Consider the following 16,428-nt stretch of genomic DNA (forward strand, 5'->3'; position numbering starts at 1 on the left):
GTGATTCAATTCCGGCTGATGTATAGGCTCGCCGACCGTTTTAGAAGCCGTGGCTCCTCAATAGCTGCGGCTTCGAGTTTTAAAAAGGGGCGCATCGACGCAGGCTTTCAGCCCGTCAGCCGCACCCGGCAAACCAGGAACCGAGCCATGAAGACCGATATCCATCCCGACTACCACACCATCAAGGTCGTCATGACCGACGGCACCGAGTACATGACCCGTTCGACCTGGGGCAAGGAAGGCGATACGATGAACCTCGACATCGACCCGACCACGCACCCGGCCTGGACCGGCGGCCAGCAGACCCTGCTCGACCGCGGCGGCCGCCTGTCGAAGTTCAAGAAGCGCTTCGAAGGTTTCGGCCTCTAGGCCCCATCAGCTTTTCGCTGACCAGAGAACCCGTCCTCGTGGCGGGTTTTTTGTTGGCCAATGCACGTCCCTTCACGCTGGCGCTTGCCTCCACCTCCCCCTTGTCGGTCCCGTGTGGGAGGTCGGACCGAAGGTCGGGTGGGTCGGCGCTGCCCCCACCCCGCTGCTTCGCAGCGACCCTCCCCACGAGGGGAGGGTGAGAGCATCCTATTCCGCAAGCAATTCCCTGAGCGCCATGCGCTTGTAGGCGGCGACCAGCCTGTCGCCCTCCTTCCGCTCGACCGAGATCGCCAGCCGCATGGCGGCCTCGCCCATCTGCCAGACGAGAAACGCCGTCGTCTCCAGCGCGACGGCATCGGCATCGGGCCGCAGGCGTTTGAGCGCCGCAGTGAGAAATTCGGCGTTCGCACGGCTGTCGGCAAGCTCCAGTTCGCGCAGCGCCTTGTCGGCCTGCGTGCCCGACCAGATGTCGCGCATCACCGGCTCCGCCAGGAACAGGTGGTAATAAATGTCCACCAGTTCCGAGAACGCCCGCCGAAGGCCCTTGGCGTCGCCGACGTCCTTGAGCGCGGCTGAAATGCAGGCCTGGCTTTCGGCGGTGTAGCGCTCGGCCAGCGCCCAGACGATCGCCCGCTTGTCGGGGAAGAACTGGTAGAGCGAGCCGATCGACACCCCAGCCCGCTCCGCCACCTCGCCCATGCGCATGGCATCGCTGCCTTGCTCCGCAATCAGCGCCGAGGCGGCGGCGAGCATGCGCTCGACCCGTTCACGGCTGCGCTGCTGGCTCGGCGCGCGGCGTGGCGTGGCGACCTGTTCCGGTGGGGACGTGGCGGTTTTTTTCATGGCTCTTCAACAGATGCCGGGCGGCAATGCCACCCAGAAATGACTTGACTCGCAAAATACGAGGGTTTATCACGTTTTGCAAATATGAGGATTTCTCATGTTTTGAAAGAAGCAGACGGGATAATTGATTTGAAGGCGTCGAACAGGTGCCCGGCCACCCCCCAAAACTTTTCTGCCCATTGCGACTGAAACCGCCGCAACCGGCATCTGGAGCAACTGACATGATCCCGAAATTACTTCCCACCCTCATCTTCATCGCCGCTATCGGCTCGGGCGTTGTTGGCGGCGTGTTCTTCGCCTTTTCCAACTTCGTCATGCCGGCAATGGCTCGCCTGCCTGCCGCGGGCGGTATCGCCGCCATGAACTCGATCAACATCACCGTCATCACGCCGATGTTCATGACCGCCTTGTTCGGCACCGGCCTGATCTGCCTTGTCTTGATCGCCGGCGCCATCATCGGCTGGCAGCAGCCAGGCTCCTTCTGGCTGCTGGCCGGCGCAGTCATCTATCTCGTCGGCAACCCGATCGTGACGATGGTTTTCAACGTGCCGCTCAACGACGCGCTGGCCGCCATCGATCCGGCGAGCAGCAACGGCGCTGCTGTATGGACCACCTATCTCAGGGACTGGGTGATGTGGAACCACGTGCGCGCGATCACCGCCATCACCGCGCTGGCATCCTTCTGGTTCGCCGCGCGTTGACATGTCTCGGTCCGCCGCGTTCGGCATCGCGGCGACCGAGGCGTGTTTGTCGGGAGAAGCGCCGTGAACGACCCGCATTCCACCATGGCCTTGGGCATTGCCGCGGGGATCGGCCTCGGCGCTGTCTGTGGCGCAGCGATGGATGACCCTGCCGTCGGCATCGGCATGGGCATAGCAATCGGCGCGGGGATCGGCGCGATTTTCGGGCAGAGGCGAGGAAAATGACGTCCGGCTTCTGCGGAAGTCTCAGCTCTTCGCCTTGCGGTCGGAATGACCGAGATCGCGGTCCGGGTCGATGACATCGCGCACCAGTTGCTTGAGTTTTGCCGCATCCGGAAAGCCGCCGTCGCGCTTGCGGTCCCAGACCAGCACCTCGTTGCACGATATGGTGAAGACGCCGCCGGTGCCGGGCACCAGCGTCACCTCGCCCAGATCGGTGCCGAATGTCGATAGCAGTTCCTGCGCCATCCAGCCGGCACGCAGCAGCCACTGGCACTGCGTGCAATAGGTGATGCGGATGGTGGGCAGCGGTTTTTCGATCATGTCAGGCTTTGCTCACGCAGCGCTGAGCTTGGCCATGGTCTCCTCGTCGACCTCGAAATTGGCGTAGACGCTTTGAACGTCATCGTCGTCCTCGAGCGTGGCGACCAGCTTCATCAGCGACTGGGCGCGTTCTTCATCGACCGGAACATTGTTCTGCGGTTTCCAGATCGGCTTCACCGATTCCGCCTCGCCGAGAGAGGCTTCGAGTGCCTTCGACACCTCGCCGAGGTTTTCGAAGGCGCAATAGATGGTGTGGCCTTCCTCGTCCGACTCCACGTCATCGGCGCCGGCTTCGATTGCCGCGTCCATGACCTTGTCGGCGCTGCCGGCCGATGCCGGATAATAGATTTCGCCGACCCGATCCCACATGAACGACACCGAGCCGGTTTCGCCCATCGCCCCACCGGCCTTGGTGAAGGCGGCGCGCACATTCGAAGCCGAGCGGTTGCGATTGTCGGTCAGCGCCTCGACGATCACGGCGACGCCGCCGGGACCGTAGCCCTCGTAGCGCACGGCTTCGTAATTTTCGGCGTCGCCCATCGACGCCTTGTTGATGGCGCGCTGGATGTTGTCCTTCGGCATCGACACCGCCTTGGCGTTCTGCACGGCAAGGCGCAGGCGCGGATTCATCGACGGATCGGGGGTCCCGCTCTTGGCCGCGACGGTGATTTCGCGCGCCAGCTTGGAAAACATTTTCGACCGCACCGCGTCCTGACGGCCCTTACGGTGCATGATGTTCTTGAACTGTGAATGGCCAGCCATGGCACCCCTGTCGTGTTCGGCTAGAGCATCGCGCGGCGAGATGCATGACCCGCCTTCCGCAATGCTCGAATTCAAAATGTCAGAACGTCCCTGCTGCGTCCGAATGGACGTATGGCGCTCTTTGTCGGAATGGCCGGCTTATAGATAAATCGGCTCAATTCGTCCAGCCGCGCCGCGCTTTACCACGCACGGCAAAAGCCGTGACGGCTGTTCACCCCTCCAGATCCGACTTCAGCCGGTCTATGATACTAAGCGCATGGCCTGCGTACTGGCTGATCCAGCGGTCGTGTATCTGCTTGATCGGCAGCGCATTGAGATGGTTCCAGCGCTCGCGCCCCTCGCGCCGCGCCACGATGAGATCGGCCTCTTCCAGCACTTTGAGATGCAGCATGACGGTGCAGCGGTCGATGTCGGAAAACGCCTCGCACAGCATGCCGGTCGTCTTTGGCGCGTCCTTCAGCAGATCCAGCATCTCGCGCCGACGCGGATGCGCCAGCGCCTTGAAAACATTGTCGTCTTGCGATCGGCTTGACATGTTATTTTTTTATAACATAAGCTCCTATCAATCAAGGAAGGAACTGTGGATATGTCTCTTGGTTTCAGGGTTTCAGGACGCATCGGCAAACCGGTCGCCGACGTCTTCGACGCGGTCGTCAATCCGAAGAAGCTCAGCTCCTATTTCACCACCATCGGCGGTGCCAGCGCGCCCTTGGTGCCGGGCGCCAATGTCGTGTGGTGGGGCAAGGTGCCGGTCGAAGTAGACGAAATCGTCAGGGACAGCCGCATCGTGCTGCGCTGGGATGCCACCGATGAAGAGGGAAAGCCGGCCTACAAGACCCGCATCGAGATGAATTTCGAGCCGCTCGACGACGGCGGCACCTTCGTCACCATCGCCGAGGCCGGCTGGCACGAGGACGCGGTCGGCCTGAAGAAGTCCTATCTCAATTGCGAGGGCTGGTCGCAGATGCTGGCCTGCATGAAGGCCTATGTCGAACACGGCATCAATTTGCGCGAAGGCTACTACCGCAGCGAGATGAAGGGCGAGCCTGCCAACGAGACCAACATTTGAGCGAAGGGAGGCCTGCCGTGAGAGTAACCCCGTTCCTGATGTTCGAAGGCAAGGCCGAGCAAGCCATGGCCTTCTATTGCGAGACCATTCCGGATAGCCGCGTCCTCGACCTCACGCGCTACGGTGCAGGCGAGGACGGACCCGAAGGGGCAGTCAAGCTGGCTCGCGCATCCATCGGCGGCACGGAGGTCATGATCTTCAACAGCCCGGTACAGCACGCCTTCACCTTCACGCCGTCGGTCTCGCTCTTCGTCGACTGTTCCACCGAAGAAGAGCTGGAGCGCATCGTCGAGACCTTGTCCAAAGACGGCACGTTTCTGATGCCGACCGGCAATTACGGTTTCAGCCGCCGTTTCGCCTGGCTGAACGACAGGTTCGGCGTTTCCTGGCAGATCAATCTGCCATAGCAGGACCGGGCCAGGCCGAGATCTGGCTGGGACTGTTCACCGGGGATTTCCCGGGCGCCGCCGATCATCTCGCCAAGGTCGGCGTCGAGCGATGCGACGCCATCGAGCCGCGGGGAGAAGGCTTCCGCGGTTTCTGGATCACCAGCCCCGCCAACATCGTTCACATGGTGCGGGAGCCCGACGCCTGGTGAAGGCGTATTCGGCAGAGGAGAACGCTATGGAAATCCGCGAGACACCGACGGCCGAAGCCGCCATGATGATCCGGCGGCCGGTCTCCGACGTTTTTGAGGCCATCGTCAACCCGGAGATCACCACGAAATTCTGGTTCACCCATTCCAGCGGCAGGTTGGACGGCCGCAAGCCGGTTCAATGGGAGTGGCGCATGTATGGCGTCTCGACGACCGTGGTCGTCAGCGAGATCGTCGCCAACGAAAAGATCTCCATGCAATGGGGCAATCCGCCGACCACGGTGATCTGGACCTTCACCGAAATGCCAGGTGACGCGACCTTCCTGGAGGTCCGCAATTTCGGCTTTGCCGGCAATGGCGACGAACAGGCGAAACAGGCGGTCGATTCAACCGGCGGCTTCACGCTCGTTCTGGCCGGCGCCAAGGCCTGGCTCGAACAAGGCCTGACACTAGGCCTGATCGGCGACCGTCACCCGAAGGGCGCGCCGGGGAGTTGAACCGGCTCAGGTTCTACGCTTTTCCTGCTCGATCACGTGATGGCGGAGCACACGATTGATTTCGGTCTGGTAACCACCCCCGACGTGTTCCTTGAACCACGATAGCACGTCGGCATCGAGTCTGATTGTCACTGGCTGCTTGAGTGGTCTGTAAAGATGTCCACGACGAGCACGAATCCAATTCTCCGCCGGAACTTCTGGGATGTCGGAAGTATTAATTTCGCTGTCAGGCAAACCAGCCAGCTTGGCGAGCTGGTTGCGCTGATCCTGACTAAGGTCCTTCTTGCTCATAGCGCCTCCTTTCATGCGCTGTCGCTTTCCGGGCACCAACAATCCTAACTCGTCCTTCATCTTCGCGATCAGGATATGTGTGGACAACCAGCATGACCACTACGGCATCGATCGTCCCGATAGCGTGCCAACGCTGCTCACCATCTTCAAACCGGTCGGGCACGATGAGATAAAGCGGATCATCGAACACCTTCTGCGCGAGATCGAATCCGATGCCGAGCTTGGCAAGTTTGCACCTGGCTCTTTCAGCATCCCATTCGAACCGCAAAGCAGCACCATCGATTACGATATTGTACGTACAATTTCGTAAGAGTCAGCCTGAACTCGGCATTGGCCATGTCGTCAGGCTCAATGCCCGCCGCCGGACTTCGCCTTCTTGCGGTTCCGCGCCAGCATGTTGAGGCCTTCGACGAGCGCCGAAAAACCCATCGCCGCGTAGATATAACCCTTGGGCACATGGTAGCCCATGCCGTCGGCGATCAGCGTCATGCCGATCATCAACAGGAAGCCCAGCGCCAGCATGACGATGCTCGGGTTCCTGGCTATGAAGTTCGCCAACGGCGTAGCCGCCAGCATCATCACCGTAACCGCCACGATCACAGCGATGTACATGATGGCGATCTCGTCGGTCATGCCGACGGCGGTAATGATGGAATCGATGGAGAAGACAAGGTCGAGAAGCAGTATCTGGAAGATGGCGCCGGCAAGGCTCATCTGCACGGTCTCGCCCAGCATCGTGTCCTGGTGGTCGTCGGGGTCGACCGTGTGATGGATCTCCTTGGTCGCCTTCCACACCAGGAACAGGCCACCGGCGATCAGGATCAGGTCGCGCCAGGAAAAGCCGTGGCCAAGGGCGGTGAAGACCGGCGCCGTCAGTTGGACGATGATCGAGATGGTGGCGAGCAGCACCAGCCGCATGACGAGCGCCGCCGAGATGCCGAGCCGGCGGGCGCGGGCTCGCTGTGCTTCCGGCAGCTTGTTGGTCAGGATCGAGATAAAGATCAGGTTGTCGATGCCGAGCACGATCTCGAGCACCACCAGGGTCAACAGCGCGACCCAGGCGGTGGGATCGGACACGAAGGCGAAGTGCGGCGCCAGGAACTCGATAAGCTGCATGGAGGTCGTCCCCTCTACGATCTAGAGCAGTGTCGCCGGCAGTTAGGTATTGAGAGCCCCTATATCAATGTCACGTCCAGAAGGACGGCGCCGTTTCCTCGAGCCGCGGCCCGCGGCGAAACGGCGCGATCTTCTCGGTCAGCCCCGTGCGGTCGGAAATATCAACGCCGACGCCGCACAAGGTCGCGGGTCCGGTCGCCGCCTCGAAACGCCCCTTCGGCACTTTCGACAGGAACCGGTTGAGCGGCTCCTCCTTGTCCATGCCGAGCGACGAATCATAATCGCCGCACATGCCCGCGTCGGAAATATAGCCGGTGCCGCCATTGAGGATATGGTGATCGGCGGTCGGCTGGTGGGTGTGAGTGCCGACCACGAGGCTGGCGCGACCGTCGACGAAATGCGCGAAGCACATTTTTTCGGAGGTCGCCTCGGCGTGGAAGTCGATGACCACGGCATCCGCCTGCTCGCCGAGCGGACAGGCGGCAAGCTCGCGCTCGCCAGCCTGGAAGGGATCGTCGAGCTCGGGATGCATGAACACCCGGCCCATGATGTTGGCGACCAGCACGCGCGCGCCGCTCCTGGCGATGTAGACGCCCGAGCCGCGCCCTGGCGTACCCTTGGGAAAATTGGAGGGGCGCAGGAAGCGCTCTTCGCGCGGCGCGAAGGCGAGCGCATCGCGCTGGTCCCAGACATGGTTGCCGGTGGTGACGACATCGGCGCCGGCCGCGATGGTCTCGCGAAAAATCTCCTCGGTGATGCCGAAGCCGCCGGCCGCGTTTTCGCCGTTGACGATGACGAAATCGAGCTTGAAGTCCGAGATCAGGCCCGGCAATTGCTCCCACACCGCCGTGCGGCCTGTCTTGCCGACCATGTCGCCGAGGAAGAGAAGTCTCATCACGCTTGACCCCGAAAAGTGGCATGACTTTCGGCAAAGATCATGCGTTCCAAAGAACTATCTACAATTCTGGCTCGAACCGGCGCAACCCGCTCTCGGTCAGTATTTCCGGGATGATGACGTCATGGTCCTCATTGGGAACCATCGTCACTTCCTGGCAGTCGAAAGCAATGCCGATCAGCCGGGGCGCATGCCCCTTGTCGACAAGCTTGGCGATCGCACGGTCATAATAGCCCGCGCCGTAACCGATGCGGTGGCCGCGCGCGTCGAAGCCGGCGAGCGGCACCAGCATGACGGAGGGGTCAAGAACTTCGGCCTCCTCATGCGGCCCGACGGTGCCAAATCCCATATCGATCATCGGCGCGCCGCGTACCAATTCGCGAAAGACGATGGTCGTCTTGTCGAGGATCGCCGGAAGGCAGAGCCGTGCGCCCTTTTCGCGCAAGGCGAACATCAGCGGCCGGACATCGACTTCCGAGCGCATTGGCCAGAAGCCGGACACGATTTGACCTGGCTCGATGGCAAGCTGGTCGCGCGCGGTTTCGGCCATATCGAGCGCGACTTCCACCCGCCAGAATTCATCGAGCGCGTCGCGGCGGCCAAGCGCTTCCTTGCGAAGCTGTTTTTTCAGGTCTTTTGAGGATGCCATGCGCAGACGCTAGAAAAAGCCAGACCTGAATGGACGTTTTGGGAGCGACGTTTTCCATCGCATGATCCACGAAATACGTGGATGTGGCGAATAAGTGACGATCCACACGACCGGTGGAGAAGTCGATCCCGGGTGCCTACAAAGTAGGTGGGCGCCGTGTGAGAAAACCCACGGGTCTTCCCAGGGACAGCTCCCTAAGGATCGTTAAGGCCCCGGGGAAAAGTGTCTCCTGCCGGGAAGCGCAGACCGTCAGCCCCAATATAGGCCGATGCCCTCCCAAGCGCCAGAGACTTGGCGCCAGAGAGTTGGCGCTCTTTCCCTGCCGGCTTCACATTTCGCCGCCGCCAACCCACCCTTGCATGGGCCAAGCCGTCTCCTTACGGTCGTCCGTACTGAACCAAGGAGCAAAAATGCGTTTCGAAGGCACTGCGGCCTACGTCGCCGACAAGGATCTGATGGTGGCGGTCAACGCGGCGATCGCGCTGGAACGGCCCTTGCTGGTCAAAGGTGAGCCCGGCACCGGCAAGACGGAGCTTGCCAGGCAAGTGGCGGCGGCACTCGGGCTGGAACTCATCGAATGGCACGTCAAATCGACGACGCGGGCGCAGCAAGGCCTCTACGAGTACGATGCCGTGTCGCGGCTGCGCGACAGTCAGCTTGGCGATACCAGGTTCAACGATATCAAGAACTACATCAAGCGCGGCAAATTGTGGGAAGCCTTCGCCGCCGGCAAGAAAGTCGTCCTCCTAATCGACGAGATCGACAAGGCCGATATCGAATTTCCCAACGACCTCTTGCAGGAACTCGACCGGATGGAGTTCTTCGTCTACGAGACCGGCGAGACGATCCGCGCCGCGGTGAGGCCGATCGTCATCATCACCTCCAACAACGAGAAGGAGCTGCCGGACGCCTTCCTACGCCGCTGCTTCTTCCACTACATCCGCTTTCCCGACGTCGAGACGCTGCACAGGATAGTCGATGTGCACTATCCCGGCATCAAGCAGAATCTGGTGCGGGCGGCGCTCACTCAGTTCTACGAAATCCGCGACGTGCCGGGGCTGAAGAAGAAGCCGTCGACCTCCGAGGCGCTCGACTGGATAAGGCTGCTGGTCGCCGACGACATCGCGCCCAAGGATCTGCGCGCCGACCCGAAGAACGCGCTGCCCAAGCTGCATGGCGCACTGCTGAAGAACGAGCAGGACGTGCATCTGTTCGAACGGCTGGCCTTCATGGCGAGACGGCAAGGGTGACGAGCGGCTCGGCGTCCTGAGGCCGAGCCGCAAGGCATTGCTAGGAGCGCACCTCGCCAGCACCCTGCGCAGGACGCCCGCTTCGCTGCTGCGGCGCGACATGTTTTGGACCGAAGATAGCAAAGCTGATGACGGCAAGAGCCAGAACGCCGATCCCGCTATAGAGCATGACCCAGCCAAAACCGTTGACCAGGGCGGCATGAACGATGGCGCCCGTCGGGTTGAGGGTCGCAAGCTTGGGCGAGTATTGCGCCAGGCCGTCGAGATTGCCGGCTGCGATCTTCTCCGCCAGGGCGCGCAGTTCGTTCGGGTCGACAGCCGTGCCGAATGCGTTGCGCAGATAAGAAACGATCCCCTGCGTCAGCAGCAGTCCCAGCACCGCGATGTTGATGGCAAGCGTGATCAGCCGCGCACTGATATCGATGCCGGACGCCATGCCGGCACGATCGGGTGGCACCGAGCCGGTCGTGGTGTTGGTGGTCGGCGAATTGGTCAGGCCGATGCCGATGCCGGCGATCAGCGTGCCGGGCAGCATGGTCAGCCAGTTGCCCTCGAGCCCGGACCCTATCCACATGGCGATGAAACCGACCCCCAATGTCAACAAGCCGAGCGGGATCGCCACCCGCGCCTGATAGCGTGCCCGAAGGCGCTCGGCGATCGACGGCATCAGCATGAAGGGTAGCGTGTAGACGAGCAGCAACAGCCCGGTCGTGGTGCTGTCGTAACCGAGGACCCCCGAAAAATAGATCGGCAGATAGATGATGAACGGCCAGTAGCTGAAATTCATGCCGATGCCGCCCATGATCGCTCCCGAGAATTGGCGGATGCGGAAAACGGAGAAATCGAACATCGGATAGGGATTGATCTTCTCGGCTACGAGGAACGCGACGAAGGCCAGCACGGCCGCGCTTGCCACGCCGGTGCGCGCGCCAGCGCCCAGATCGGCCCCTTGCGTGATCAGATAGGAGAAGCCGAACACCGCGAACGACAGTGTCAGTATGCCGGCCCGGTCAAGCTTCTGCGCGTTGCGATCGCGCGATTCGGTGACACCGGCGCCGATGAAGGCCAGGGCAAGAACGGCAAGCGGCACATGGATGAGGAACACCCATTGCCAACTCGACAGCGTCACAATCAATCCGCCAATGGCGGGGCCGAAGCCAAGCCCGATGCCCGAGACGACGCTCCAGGCGACGAAGGCCTTGCCGCGTTCACTGCCGTCTTGAAACTGGTGAGACAACACCGCCACGCTGCAGGTAAACATCGCTCCGCCCGCCAGGCCTTGCAGAAAACGCGCGATGATAAGGAGCGAAGCGCTCGTTGCGAGACCGCATAGCAGGGAGGCGAGGCCAAAGGCGACGGTGGTGCCCACCATCACGCGTTTGCGGCCGAGACGGTCGGCCAATGTCCCCGTCGCCATCAACACCGTGGTGCAGGCAATGGTGTAGGCATTCATGATCCATTGCAGATCCTTGAAATCAGCGCCAAGCACGGTTTCCAGTTTCGGCAGGATCACCGGGACGCTGGAGATTTCGAGGCCGAACAGCAGCGAGGCGAGGCAGACCCCCGCAAGAGCAACGGTGTTTCGGTCGATTGGAAACGTCATGTCGGTCACTTTCAGTCGGAGCATTCGGAAGTGGCTGCGAGCGTCGCTCTTCACACAGCGGTCGACATGACTTAAATGACCCCCCATCATGAAAAAAGACTATGCGTTTCTATTTCAGAAATGACAAAACGGAATGATTAGAGATGCCCAGTCTTGACGTCGATGCCGTGCGGACCTTCGTCATGGTGGCCGACCTGCAGAGCTTCACGCGTGCGGCTGCCGCGCTGGGCAGCACCCAGGCGACGATCAGCGTCAAGCTGCGTCGGCTGGAAGAGAAGCTCGGCGCGCGTCTGATCGAACGAACGCCGCGCCGCGTGGCCCTCTCGGCAAGGGGAGCGGCTTTTCTCCCGGCGGCGCGTGAATTCCTTGCCGCCCACGAACGAGCCGTTACGGAATTTTCCGACGCGCCGTGTCGGCTTGCTCTCGGCTTTGTCGATCACGTCGCCGGGCCTGAGCTGTCCATATTGATAGCCCAGTTGCATGCCCATGATCCGTCGCTCGCGCTCAACATCAGGATCGATACGAGCTCCATGCTGGAGGAGGCTTTCGATCGCGGTGAGCTCGATGCGGTGATTGTCCATCAGGAAGACGACAGCCGCCGCGGCGAAGCCTTGTCGCGCACTCAATATGGCTGGTTCGCCGCCCCGGCCTTCGAATGGCGGCCGGGAACGCCATTGCGCCTGGCGCTGCTAAGCACCGTATGCAATTGCCCTGACCGCGTGAGAGCTGTCGAGGCACTGGATAAGGCAGGCATTGCCTGGAACGAGGCTTTCGTGGGCGGCGGCGGCGCAGCCGTCAATATCGCGGTGTCGGCCGGCTTCGCCGTCGCTGCGCTCGCCTACCGTGTCGCGCCGCCCGGCCTGGTCGAGGTGGGCCGCAAACTCGGCCTGCCGCCAATTCCCCCTTCCGAGATCGTTTTGCATTCGCACAGCTTGGCGCCAAGGGCACGAGAGGCGCTGCACATGCTCGCGACCGCTTTTCGCGAGTATAGTTCGCCGGCGGGATAGGGAAGGGTGTTCCTGATCCCGATTCTGTTGGTATGGATTGGGTTCCAGACCTCAGAGGGAACGAAATGGCCGAGATCACTATCCGCCCGCTCGCAGAATCCGACCACGCCGACTGGCGCAGGCTTTGGACCGCTTACCTTGCTTTCTACGAGACGAAGCTGCCGCAAGAGGTCTACGAGGTCACCTGGAAGCGCCTGTTCACGCAAGGCGAGTTCGAACCTAAGGGCTTTATCGCCGTCCTCGACGGCAAGGCTGTCGGCCTCACCCATTACCTGTACCATCGCTCTTGCTGGTCCGAGAAAAACAACTGCTACTTGCAAGATCTGTTCGCCGACCCCGAAGTGCGCGGCAAGGGGATTGGCGCTGCGCTGATCGAAGCCGTGAAGCAGGAAGCCGGCAAGATCGGCGTCAGGAATGTCTACTGGATGACGCACGAAACCAACGCCACGGCGCGCAAGCTCTATGACCATGTCGCGCGCCGCACCGGCTTCATCGAGTACGACCTCTTATAGACAGAAAATGTTCATCCCCTTCTTCCTCGAACTGAAGGCTGCACGCGTTCCCGTCTCTTTGCGGGAATACCTGTTGCTGCTGGAGGGGTTGGAAGCCGGGCTGGTCGACTATGACGTCGAAGGTTTTTACTACCTCGCTCGCGCCGCGCTGGTGAAGGACGAGTGCCATATCGACCGCTTCGACCAGGTGTTCGCGCATGTCTTCAAGGGTGTGGAGGCGCTCAGCGGTCCGAATGCCGTCAACGTCGCTGATATCCCCGAGGAATGGCTGCGCCGGCTGGCCGAAAAGCACCTGACCGAGGAAGAGAAAAAGCTGGTCGCGGCGCTCGGCGGTTTCGAGAAGCTGATGGAGACGCTGAAGCAGCGGCTCGAGGAGCAGAAAGGCCGCCACCAAGGCGGCTCGAAATGGATCGGCACTGGCGGCACCTCGCCTTTCGGTGCCTATGGCTACAATCCCGAAGGCGTGCGCATCGGCCAGCATGAGAGCCGCAACCGCCGGGCCGTGAAGGTCTGGGACAGGCGCGAGTTCAGGAATTTCGACGACGCCGTCGAGCTCGGCACCCGCAACATCAAGATCGCGCTGAAGCGGCTGCGCCGCTGGGTGCGTGAAGGCGCCGAGGAGGAGTTCGACCTGCCCGGCACCATCCACGCCACCGCCGAGCACGGTTATCTCGACGTCAAGACGCGGCCAGAGCGGCGCAACGCGGTGAAGCTTTTGATGTTCTTCGATGTCGGCGGCTCGATGGACGATCACATCAGAAGCGTCGAGGAATTGTTCTCGGCCGCCCGCGCCGAATTCCGCCAGCTCGAATATTTTTATTTCCACAACTGCCTCTACGAGGGCGTGTGGAAGGACAATCGCCGTCGCCATGCCGAGACGATCCCGACCTTCGACCTCCTCCACAAATATGGGCCTGACTACAAGGTGATCGTGGTCGGCGATGCCTCGATGAGCCCTTACGAGATCGCGCATCCCGGTGGCTCGGTCGAGCACTGGAACCCGGAGGCGGGCGCCGTCTGGCTCGGCCGTCTGCTGCGGCAGTGGCCGAATGCGGTATGGCTGAACCCCGAGAGCCAGAAGAACTGGGGTTTCACCCATTCGATCGCTATGATCCGCGACATGTTCGGCGGCCGCATGTTTCCGCTGACGCTGGCCGGGTTGGAAGGCGCCACCAGGCAATTGTCGCGCAAGCACTAAGCCGGGACAATGACGGGAGGTTCCATGACCTGTTTCCTGTGCCTGCAATGCGGCGTCCAGTTCGCGCAGAGCGAAGCGCCGCCTCGGCATTGTCCGATCTGCGAGGACGAGCGGCAATATGTGCGCTGGGAAGGCCAGGCCTGGATCACACCGGAAGAGCTCGCCGCCGGGCATCGGATCGTGATGAAGGATGATGCCGGCGTGCTCGCCTTCGGCATCGAGCCGCGCTTCGCCATCGGTCAGCGAGCGCTGCTGGCGCAGACGCCGCACGGCAATGTGCTGTGGGACTGCATCTCGCTTGTGACCGACGAGGCGGTGGCCGAGATCAAGCGCCGGGGCGGTCTCGCCGCGATCGCCATCTCGCACTGCCACTACTATTCGGTGATGGTCGAATGGAGCGAGGCGTTTGGCGGCGTGCCGATCTATCTCCATGACGACGACCGGCAGTGGATCATGCGGCCGCACCCCTCGATCGTCAGCTGGCAAGGCGAGACACTGGACCTGAACCCGGCGTTAACGCTCATCCGCTGCGGCGGCCACTTTGCTGGCGGCCAGGTGCTGCACTGGAAGCGCGAAGGCGGCAATGCTCTCCTGGCCGGCGATATCTTGCAGGTGACGCCGACCCGCCGCCACGTCAGCTTCATGTACAGCTATCCCAACTACATCCCGCTCAATGCGGCCGCCGTGCGCCGCATCGCGGCCGCGCTGGAGCCTTTCACATTCGATGACATCTACGGCGCGTGGTGGAATCAGAACGTTATCGGTGGCGCGAAACAGGCGCTGGCGGCCTCCGTTGCGCGCTATCTCACGGCGATCGCGTGAGGATTGCAGACGGCACGCTCGAAAATGCGGGCAAATCTCGTAACAAACGCCTATCTTGTTGCGAATAGAGATTGCAATCAACAATGAGCCGTCAAGGCCGAGGAGTTTTCTGCATGGACACCCACGCCTATCCCGTCACCCGCACCGACGCCGAATGGCGCGCCCGGCTGACGCCTGAGCAATATGCCGTCATGCGCAACCATGGCACCGAACGCCCGGGCAGCTGTGCGCTGCTTCACGAAAAGCGCGCCGGCACCTTCTTTTGCGTCGGCTGCGACCAGCCGCTGTTCGAATCCAAGCTGAAGTTCGAGAGCGGCACCGGCTGGCCGAGCTTCAACGACCCCGTTCCCGGTTCCATCGAGACCACGACCGACCGCAGCTACGGCATGGTCCGCACGGAATGCCATTGCGCTCGCTGCGGCAGCCATCTCGGCCACGTCTTCGAGGACGGCCCGCCGCCGACCGGGCTGCGCTACTGCATCAACGGTGTGGCGCTGAGATTCGAGCCGGCGGCCTGAGCGCGGCCTCGCCAACGCTTCCTGCGAAGGGCGGCCTCGGCCGCCCTTTTTCGTGCAGCATTGTCAGACGACGACTGTTGCGATCAGCCAGAGCGCCGAACCCAGCATAGCAAGGGAGGCCTTGGCGCCACCGGTTCGCTCCGCCGTCCGCCAGACGGCCGAAGTCAGGAAGATGTTGTAGGGCACCGGCGCGAAATGCACCGCCAGCACAAGACCGAGCGGCATCTTCAATCCCAGCAAAATGAGCGCCGCCACGGACGATGCAACGTTGATCGCCGTGCCGACGAGCACCATATCGCGCCAGAACAGCCGGTCGAGCCGCACCTGGCCGAGCCAGCGTGAGCGAAAGAAGGATCTGGCGACTCCCGGCAACACCGGATACCTATCCCTGCCCCAGAACATCGATGACGGCGCGCTCGAAACGCGAGCATTCGGTCACCAGCCAGTCGGTCATGGCCGGCCAATTGTCCTCGGCAAAGCAGTTGACCCGCCACTGTGAATTGATGCCGAGGTTTTGTGCGCTCTGCTCCGGCCTGAGCTTCAGCCGTTCCTCGATCGCCGGCTGAAACGGCTTGAGGCGCACCCAGACGTCGGTTGCGCCAAGCTTCTCGTTACGGCCGAAGAAGACGCCGACCACATTCTCGCTGGGCGCCACATACATGGAGAGCACCAGCGCGAATTCCGGCAGCCCGCGCTGCCAGAACCAGGGCCCTCGCCTCGCCAGCCGGGTTCTTTCTTCCGGGTGACGCTCGGCAAACAGCGTCCAGAAGCCGCGTTGGCGGAACTCCGAGGCCCTTCGGCCACCGAAGTCGAACTCACTCATCGCCGACCCCGGACGTCACGAGATGCCTCGCCTTACACCATGCCGAGGGCGGCCTTGTAGAGGTCCAGGATGGACTCCTCCTCCTGGCGCTCGGCCTGGTCCTTCTTGCGCAGCCGGATGATCGCGCGCATCGCCTTGGTGTCGAAGCCGGTGCCCTTGGCCTCGGCGAACACTTCCTTGATGTCGTCGGAAATGGTCTTCTTTTCCTCCTCGAGCCGCTCGATGCGCTCGATGAAGGCACGCAACTGGCCGGCGGCAACAGTCTGGCTGGTCTCTGTGATATCGTCGGCCATGTTTTTCTCCAAAAAAATCGGTGCTTCGCCGCGACTCGGGGGAACCGTGCCGCCGCAAATTTCTGCGGTTCG

At 62.0% G+C, this 16,428-nt stretch carries 25 protein-coding genes, 1 other RNA gene and 1 pseudogene; 13 read left to right on the forward strand and 14 right to left on the reverse strand.

All coding sequences use genetic code 11. The features are described from left to right. Window positions 1-147: 147 nt before the first annotated feature. A complete protein-coding gene (gene rpmE, locus LB547_RS18580) occupies window positions 148-369 on the forward strand; it encodes a 50S ribosomal protein L31 (RefSeq protein ID WP_006327661.1) in 222 nt (73 codons plus the stop codon). A 207-nt stretch (window positions 370-576) separates the two neighbouring features. Here rpmE and LB547_RS18585 read toward each other — a convergent pair whose 3' ends face one another. Further along, the gene (locus tag LB547_RS18585; protein WP_140759242.1) at window positions 577-1,212 is read right to left on the reverse strand and encodes a TetR/AcrR family transcriptional regulator; all 636 of its coding nucleotides are present in this window, start codon (window positions 1,210-1,212) and stop codon (window positions 577-579) included. Between the two features lie 221 nt (window positions 1,213-1,433). Here LB547_RS18585 and LB547_RS18590 point away from each other — a divergent pair, with 221 nt between their 5' ends. After that, window positions 1,434-1,913, forward strand: coding sequence for a DUF1772 domain-containing protein (locus LB547_RS18590; RefSeq protein WP_181167604.1), 480 nt, complete (start codon window positions 1,434-1,436; stop codon window positions 1,911-1,913). Window positions 1,914-1,976: 63 nt separating this feature from the next. After that, window positions 1,977-2,138, forward strand: coding sequence for a hypothetical protein (locus tag LB547_RS18595; protein WP_181168316.1), 162 nt, complete (start codon window positions 1,977-1,979; stop codon window positions 2,136-2,138). Between the two features lie 21 nt (window positions 2,139-2,159). On the opposite strand, the gene LB547_RS18600 is transcribed toward LB547_RS18595, so the two are convergent. The 3 genes from LB547_RS18600 to LB547_RS18610 form a co-directional block, all read right to left on the reverse strand. Beyond that, window positions 2,160-2,456, reverse strand: a complete 297-nt coding sequence (locus LB547_RS18600; protein ID WP_140493146.1) for a SelT/SelW/SelH family protein — start codon at window positions 2,454-2,456, stop codon at window positions 2,160-2,162. Between the two features lie 12 nt (window positions 2,457-2,468). Beyond that, window positions 2,469-3,218 (reverse strand): YebC/PmpR family DNA-binding transcriptional regulator, encoded by a 750-nt coding sequence (locus tag LB547_RS18605; RefSeq protein WP_140493143.1) that lies wholly within the window; start codon window positions 3,216-3,218, stop codon window positions 2,469-2,471. 211 nt (window positions 3,219-3,429) lie between these two features. Continuing rightward, entirely contained in the window at window positions 3,430-3,753 is a 324-nt protein-coding gene (locus LB547_RS18610) for an ArsR/SmtB family transcription factor (RefSeq protein WP_140566820.1), read from the reverse strand. Window positions 3,754-3,804: 51 nt separating this feature from the next. On the opposite strand from LB547_RS18610, the gene LB547_RS18615 reads away from it, so the two are divergent. From LB547_RS18615 to LB547_RS18630, 4 genes and pseudogenes are all read left to right on the forward strand, one after another. After that, entirely contained in the window at window positions 3,805-4,287 is a 483-nt protein-coding gene (locus LB547_RS18615) for an SRPBCC domain-containing protein (RefSeq protein WP_140493137.1), read from the forward strand. 17 nt (window positions 4,288-4,304) lie between these two features. After that, window positions 4,305-4,694 (forward strand): VOC family protein, encoded by a 390-nt coding sequence (locus tag LB547_RS18620; RefSeq protein WP_318013585.1) that lies wholly within the window; start codon window positions 4,305-4,307, stop codon window positions 4,692-4,694. Between the two features lie 11 nt (window positions 4,695-4,705). Then, window positions 4,706-4,885: pseudogene (locus LB547_RS18625) on the forward strand (hypothetical protein); the annotation flags it as partial. Between the two features lie 26 nt (window positions 4,886-4,911). Further along, on the forward strand, window positions 4,912-5,379 hold the full coding sequence (locus LB547_RS18630) for an SRPBCC family protein (protein WP_140759240.1): 468 nt from the start codon (window positions 4,912-4,914) through the stop codon (window positions 5,377-5,379). Window positions 5,380-5,385: 6 nt separating this feature from the next. Here the strand turns inward: LB547_RS18630 and LB547_RS18635 are convergent, their stop codons facing one another. The 6 genes from LB547_RS18635 to ssrS all read right to left on the reverse strand — a co-directional run bounded on the left by LB547_RS18635 (window position 5,386) and on the right by ssrS (window position 8,581). Next, entirely contained in the window at window positions 5,386-5,670 is a 285-nt protein-coding gene (locus LB547_RS18635; RefSeq protein ID WP_140759238.1) for a BrnA antitoxin family protein, read from the reverse strand. Beyond that, a complete protein-coding gene (locus LB547_RS18640) occupies window positions 5,651-5,938 on the reverse strand; it encodes a BrnT family toxin (RefSeq protein WP_140759236.1) in 288 nt (95 codons plus the stop codon). The genes LB547_RS18635 and LB547_RS18640 overlap by 20 nt, the downstream gene beginning before the upstream one ends. 80 nt (window positions 5,939-6,018) lie before the next feature. Further along, complete coding sequence (locus tag LB547_RS18645; RefSeq protein WP_140517541.1) at window positions 6,019-6,786, reverse strand: TerC family protein; 768 nt, start codon at window positions 6,784-6,786, stop codon at window positions 6,019-6,021. 70 nt (window positions 6,787-6,856) lie between these two features. Further along, the gene (locus LB547_RS18650; protein ID WP_140493122.1) at window positions 6,857-7,681 is read right to left on the reverse strand and encodes a YmdB family metallophosphoesterase; all 825 of its coding nucleotides are present in this window, start codon (window positions 7,679-7,681) and stop codon (window positions 6,857-6,859) included. A gap of 61 nt (window positions 7,682-7,742) precedes the next feature. Further along, window positions 7,743-8,330 carry a 5-formyltetrahydrofolate cyclo-ligase gene (locus LB547_RS18655; protein WP_140517540.1) on the reverse strand — a complete coding sequence of 196 codons (588 nt, stop codon included), beginning with the start codon at window positions 8,328-8,330 and terminating at the stop codon, window positions 7,743-7,745. 95 nt (window positions 8,331-8,425) lie between these two features. Continuing rightward, window positions 8,426-8,581, reverse strand: a non-coding RNA gene (gene ssrS / locus LB547_RS18660) — 6S RNA. A 159-nt stretch (window positions 8,582-8,740) separates the two neighbouring features. Here ssrS and LB547_RS18665 point away from each other — a divergent pair. After that, window positions 8,741-9,580 carry an AAA family ATPase gene (locus tag LB547_RS18665; protein WP_140759234.1) on the forward strand — a complete coding sequence of 280 codons (840 nt, stop codon included), beginning with the start codon at window positions 8,741-8,743 and terminating at the stop codon, window positions 9,578-9,580. Between the two features lie 40 nt (window positions 9,581-9,620). On the opposite strand, the gene LB547_RS18670 is transcribed toward LB547_RS18665, so the two are convergent. Next, on the reverse strand, window positions 9,621-11,183 hold the full coding sequence (locus tag LB547_RS18670; RefSeq protein ID WP_224655907.1) for an MFS transporter: 1,563 nt from the start codon (window positions 11,181-11,183) through the stop codon (window positions 9,621-9,623). 143 nt (window positions 11,184-11,326) lie between these two features. On the opposite strand from LB547_RS18670, the gene LB547_RS18675 reads away from it, so the two are divergent. From LB547_RS18675 to msrB, 5 genes are all read left to right on the forward strand, one after another. Beyond that, window positions 11,327-12,190, forward strand: coding sequence for a LysR family transcriptional regulator (locus LB547_RS18675; RefSeq protein WP_140554904.1), 864 nt, complete (start codon window positions 11,327-11,329; stop codon window positions 12,188-12,190). A 65-nt stretch (window positions 12,191-12,255) separates the two neighbouring features. Beyond that, a complete protein-coding gene (locus LB547_RS18680) occupies window positions 12,256-12,702 on the forward strand; it encodes a GNAT family N-acetyltransferase (protein ID WP_140525030.1) in 447 nt (148 codons plus the stop codon). A gap of 7 nt (window positions 12,703-12,709) precedes the next feature. Further along, window positions 12,710-13,900 (forward strand): vWA domain-containing protein, encoded by a 1,191-nt coding sequence (locus LB547_RS18685; RefSeq protein ID WP_140676263.1) that lies wholly within the window; start codon window positions 12,710-12,712, stop codon window positions 13,898-13,900. A gap of 24 nt (window positions 13,901-13,924) precedes the next feature. After that, a complete protein-coding gene (locus tag LB547_RS18690; protein WP_140649968.1) occupies window positions 13,925-14,722 on the forward strand; it encodes an MBL fold metallo-hydrolase in 798 nt (265 codons plus the stop codon). Window positions 14,723-14,835: 113 nt separating this feature from the next. Continuing rightward, a complete protein-coding gene (gene msrB / locus LB547_RS18695) occupies window positions 14,836-15,240 on the forward strand; it encodes a peptide-methionine (R)-S-oxide reductase MsrB (RefSeq protein WP_140493098.1) in 405 nt (134 codons plus the stop codon). A gap of 63 nt (window positions 15,241-15,303) precedes the next feature. Here the strand turns inward: msrB and LB547_RS18700 are convergent, their stop codons facing one another. Genes LB547_RS18700 through LB547_RS18710 form a run of 3 tightly spaced genes read right to left on the reverse strand, consistent with a single transcriptional unit; the run spans window position 15,304 to window position 16,356 of the window. Continuing rightward, window positions 15,304-15,615, reverse strand: a complete 312-nt coding sequence (locus tag LB547_RS18700) for a hypothetical protein (RefSeq protein WP_224655908.1) — start codon at window positions 15,613-15,615, stop codon at window positions 15,304-15,306. A 7-nt stretch (window positions 15,616-15,622) separates the two neighbouring features. After that, window positions 15,623-16,063 carry a hypothetical protein gene (locus tag LB547_RS18705; protein ID WP_140493092.1) on the reverse strand — a complete coding sequence of 147 codons (441 nt, stop codon included), beginning with the start codon at window positions 16,061-16,063 and terminating at the stop codon, window positions 15,623-15,625. Between the two features lie 32 nt (window positions 16,064-16,095). Then, window positions 16,096-16,356 (reverse strand): DUF2312 domain-containing protein, encoded by a 261-nt coding sequence (locus LB547_RS18710; RefSeq protein ID WP_140493089.1) that lies wholly within the window; start codon window positions 16,354-16,356, stop codon window positions 16,096-16,098. Window positions 16,357-16,428: the final 72 nt, after the last annotated feature.

It is taken from the genome of Mesorhizobium sp. B264B1B (assembly GCF_020165765.1).
Lineage (GTDB): Bacteria > Pseudomonadota > Alphaproteobacteria > Rhizobiales > Rhizobiaceae > Mesorhizobium.

What these genes read in the sequence shown, in the direction of transcription:
- LB547_RS18610 (WP_140566820.1), bottom strand. Translation starts at nt 3,753, where the DNA reads ATGTCAAGCCGATCGCAAGACGACAATGTTTTCAAGGCGCTGGCGCAT.
- LB547_RS18630 (WP_140759240.1), top strand. Translation starts at nt 4,912, where the DNA reads ATGGAAATCCGCGAGACACCGACGGCCGAAGCCGCCATGATGATCCGG.
- LB547_RS18710 (WP_140493089.1), bottom strand. Translation starts at nt 16,356, where the DNA reads ATGGCCGACGATATCACAGAGACCAGCCAGACTGTTGCCGCCGGCCAG.
- LB547_RS18690 (WP_140649968.1), top strand. Translation starts at nt 13,925, where the DNA reads ATGACCTGTTTCCTGTGCCTGCAATGCGGCGTCCAGTTCGCGCAGAGC.
- LB547_RS18635 (WP_140759238.1), bottom strand. Translation starts at nt 5,670, where the DNA reads ATGAGCAAGAAGGACCTTAGTCAGGATCAGCGCAACCAGCTCGCCAAG.
- LB547_RS18655 (WP_140517540.1), bottom strand. Translation starts at nt 8,330, where the DNA reads ATGGCATCCTCAAAAGACCTGAAAAAACAGCTTCGCAAGGAAGCGCTT.
- rpmE (WP_006327661.1), top strand. Translation starts at nt 148, where the DNA reads ATGAAGACCGATATCCATCCCGACTACCACACCATCAAGGTCGTCATG.
- LB547_RS18605 (WP_140493143.1), bottom strand. Translation starts at nt 3,218, where the DNA reads ATGGCTGGCCATTCACAGTTCAAGAACATCATGCACCGTAAGGGCCGT.
- LB547_RS18585 (WP_140759242.1), bottom strand. Translation starts at nt 1,212, where the DNA reads ATGAAAAAAACCGCCACGTCCCCACCGGAACAGGTCGCCACGCCACGC.
- LB547_RS18650 (WP_140493122.1), bottom strand. Translation starts at nt 7,681, where the DNA reads ATGAGACTTCTCTTCCTCGGCGACATGGTCGGCAAGACAGGCCGCACG.
- LB547_RS18615 (WP_140493137.1), top strand. Translation starts at nt 3,805, where the DNA reads ATGTCTCTTGGTTTCAGGGTTTCAGGACGCATCGGCAAACCGGTCGCC.
- msrB (WP_140493098.1), top strand. Translation starts at nt 14,836, where the DNA reads ATGGACACCCACGCCTATCCCGTCACCCGCACCGACGCCGAATGGCGC.
- LB547_RS18665 (WP_140759234.1), top strand. Translation starts at nt 8,741, where the DNA reads ATGCGTTTCGAAGGCACTGCGGCCTACGTCGCCGACAAGGATCTGATG.
- LB547_RS18680 (WP_140525030.1), top strand. Translation starts at nt 12,256, where the DNA reads ATGGCCGAGATCACTATCCGCCCGCTCGCAGAATCCGACCACGCCGAC.
- LB547_RS18590 (WP_181167604.1), top strand. Translation starts at nt 1,434, where the DNA reads ATGATCCCGAAATTACTTCCCACCCTCATCTTCATCGCCGCTATCGGC.
- LB547_RS18670 (WP_224655907.1), bottom strand. Translation starts at nt 11,183, where the DNA reads ATGACGTTTCCAATCGACCGAAACACCGTTGCTCTTGCGGGGGTCTGC.
- LB547_RS18685 (WP_140676263.1), top strand. Translation starts at nt 12,710, where the DNA reads ATGTTCATCCCCTTCTTCCTCGAACTGAAGGCTGCACGCGTTCCCGTC.
- LB547_RS18600 (WP_140493146.1), bottom strand. Translation starts at nt 2,456, where the DNA reads ATGATCGAAAAACCGCTGCCCACCATCCGCATCACCTATTGCACGCAG.
- LB547_RS18705 (WP_140493092.1), bottom strand. Translation starts at nt 16,063, where the DNA reads ATGAGTGAGTTCGACTTCGGTGGCCGAAGGGCCTCGGAGTTCCGCCAA.
- LB547_RS18675 (WP_140554904.1), top strand. Translation starts at nt 11,327, where the DNA reads ATGCCCAGTCTTGACGTCGATGCCGTGCGGACCTTCGTCATGGTGGCC.
- LB547_RS18645 (WP_140517541.1), bottom strand. Translation starts at nt 6,786, where the DNA reads ATGCAGCTTATCGAGTTCCTGGCGCCGCACTTCGCCTTCGTGTCCGAT.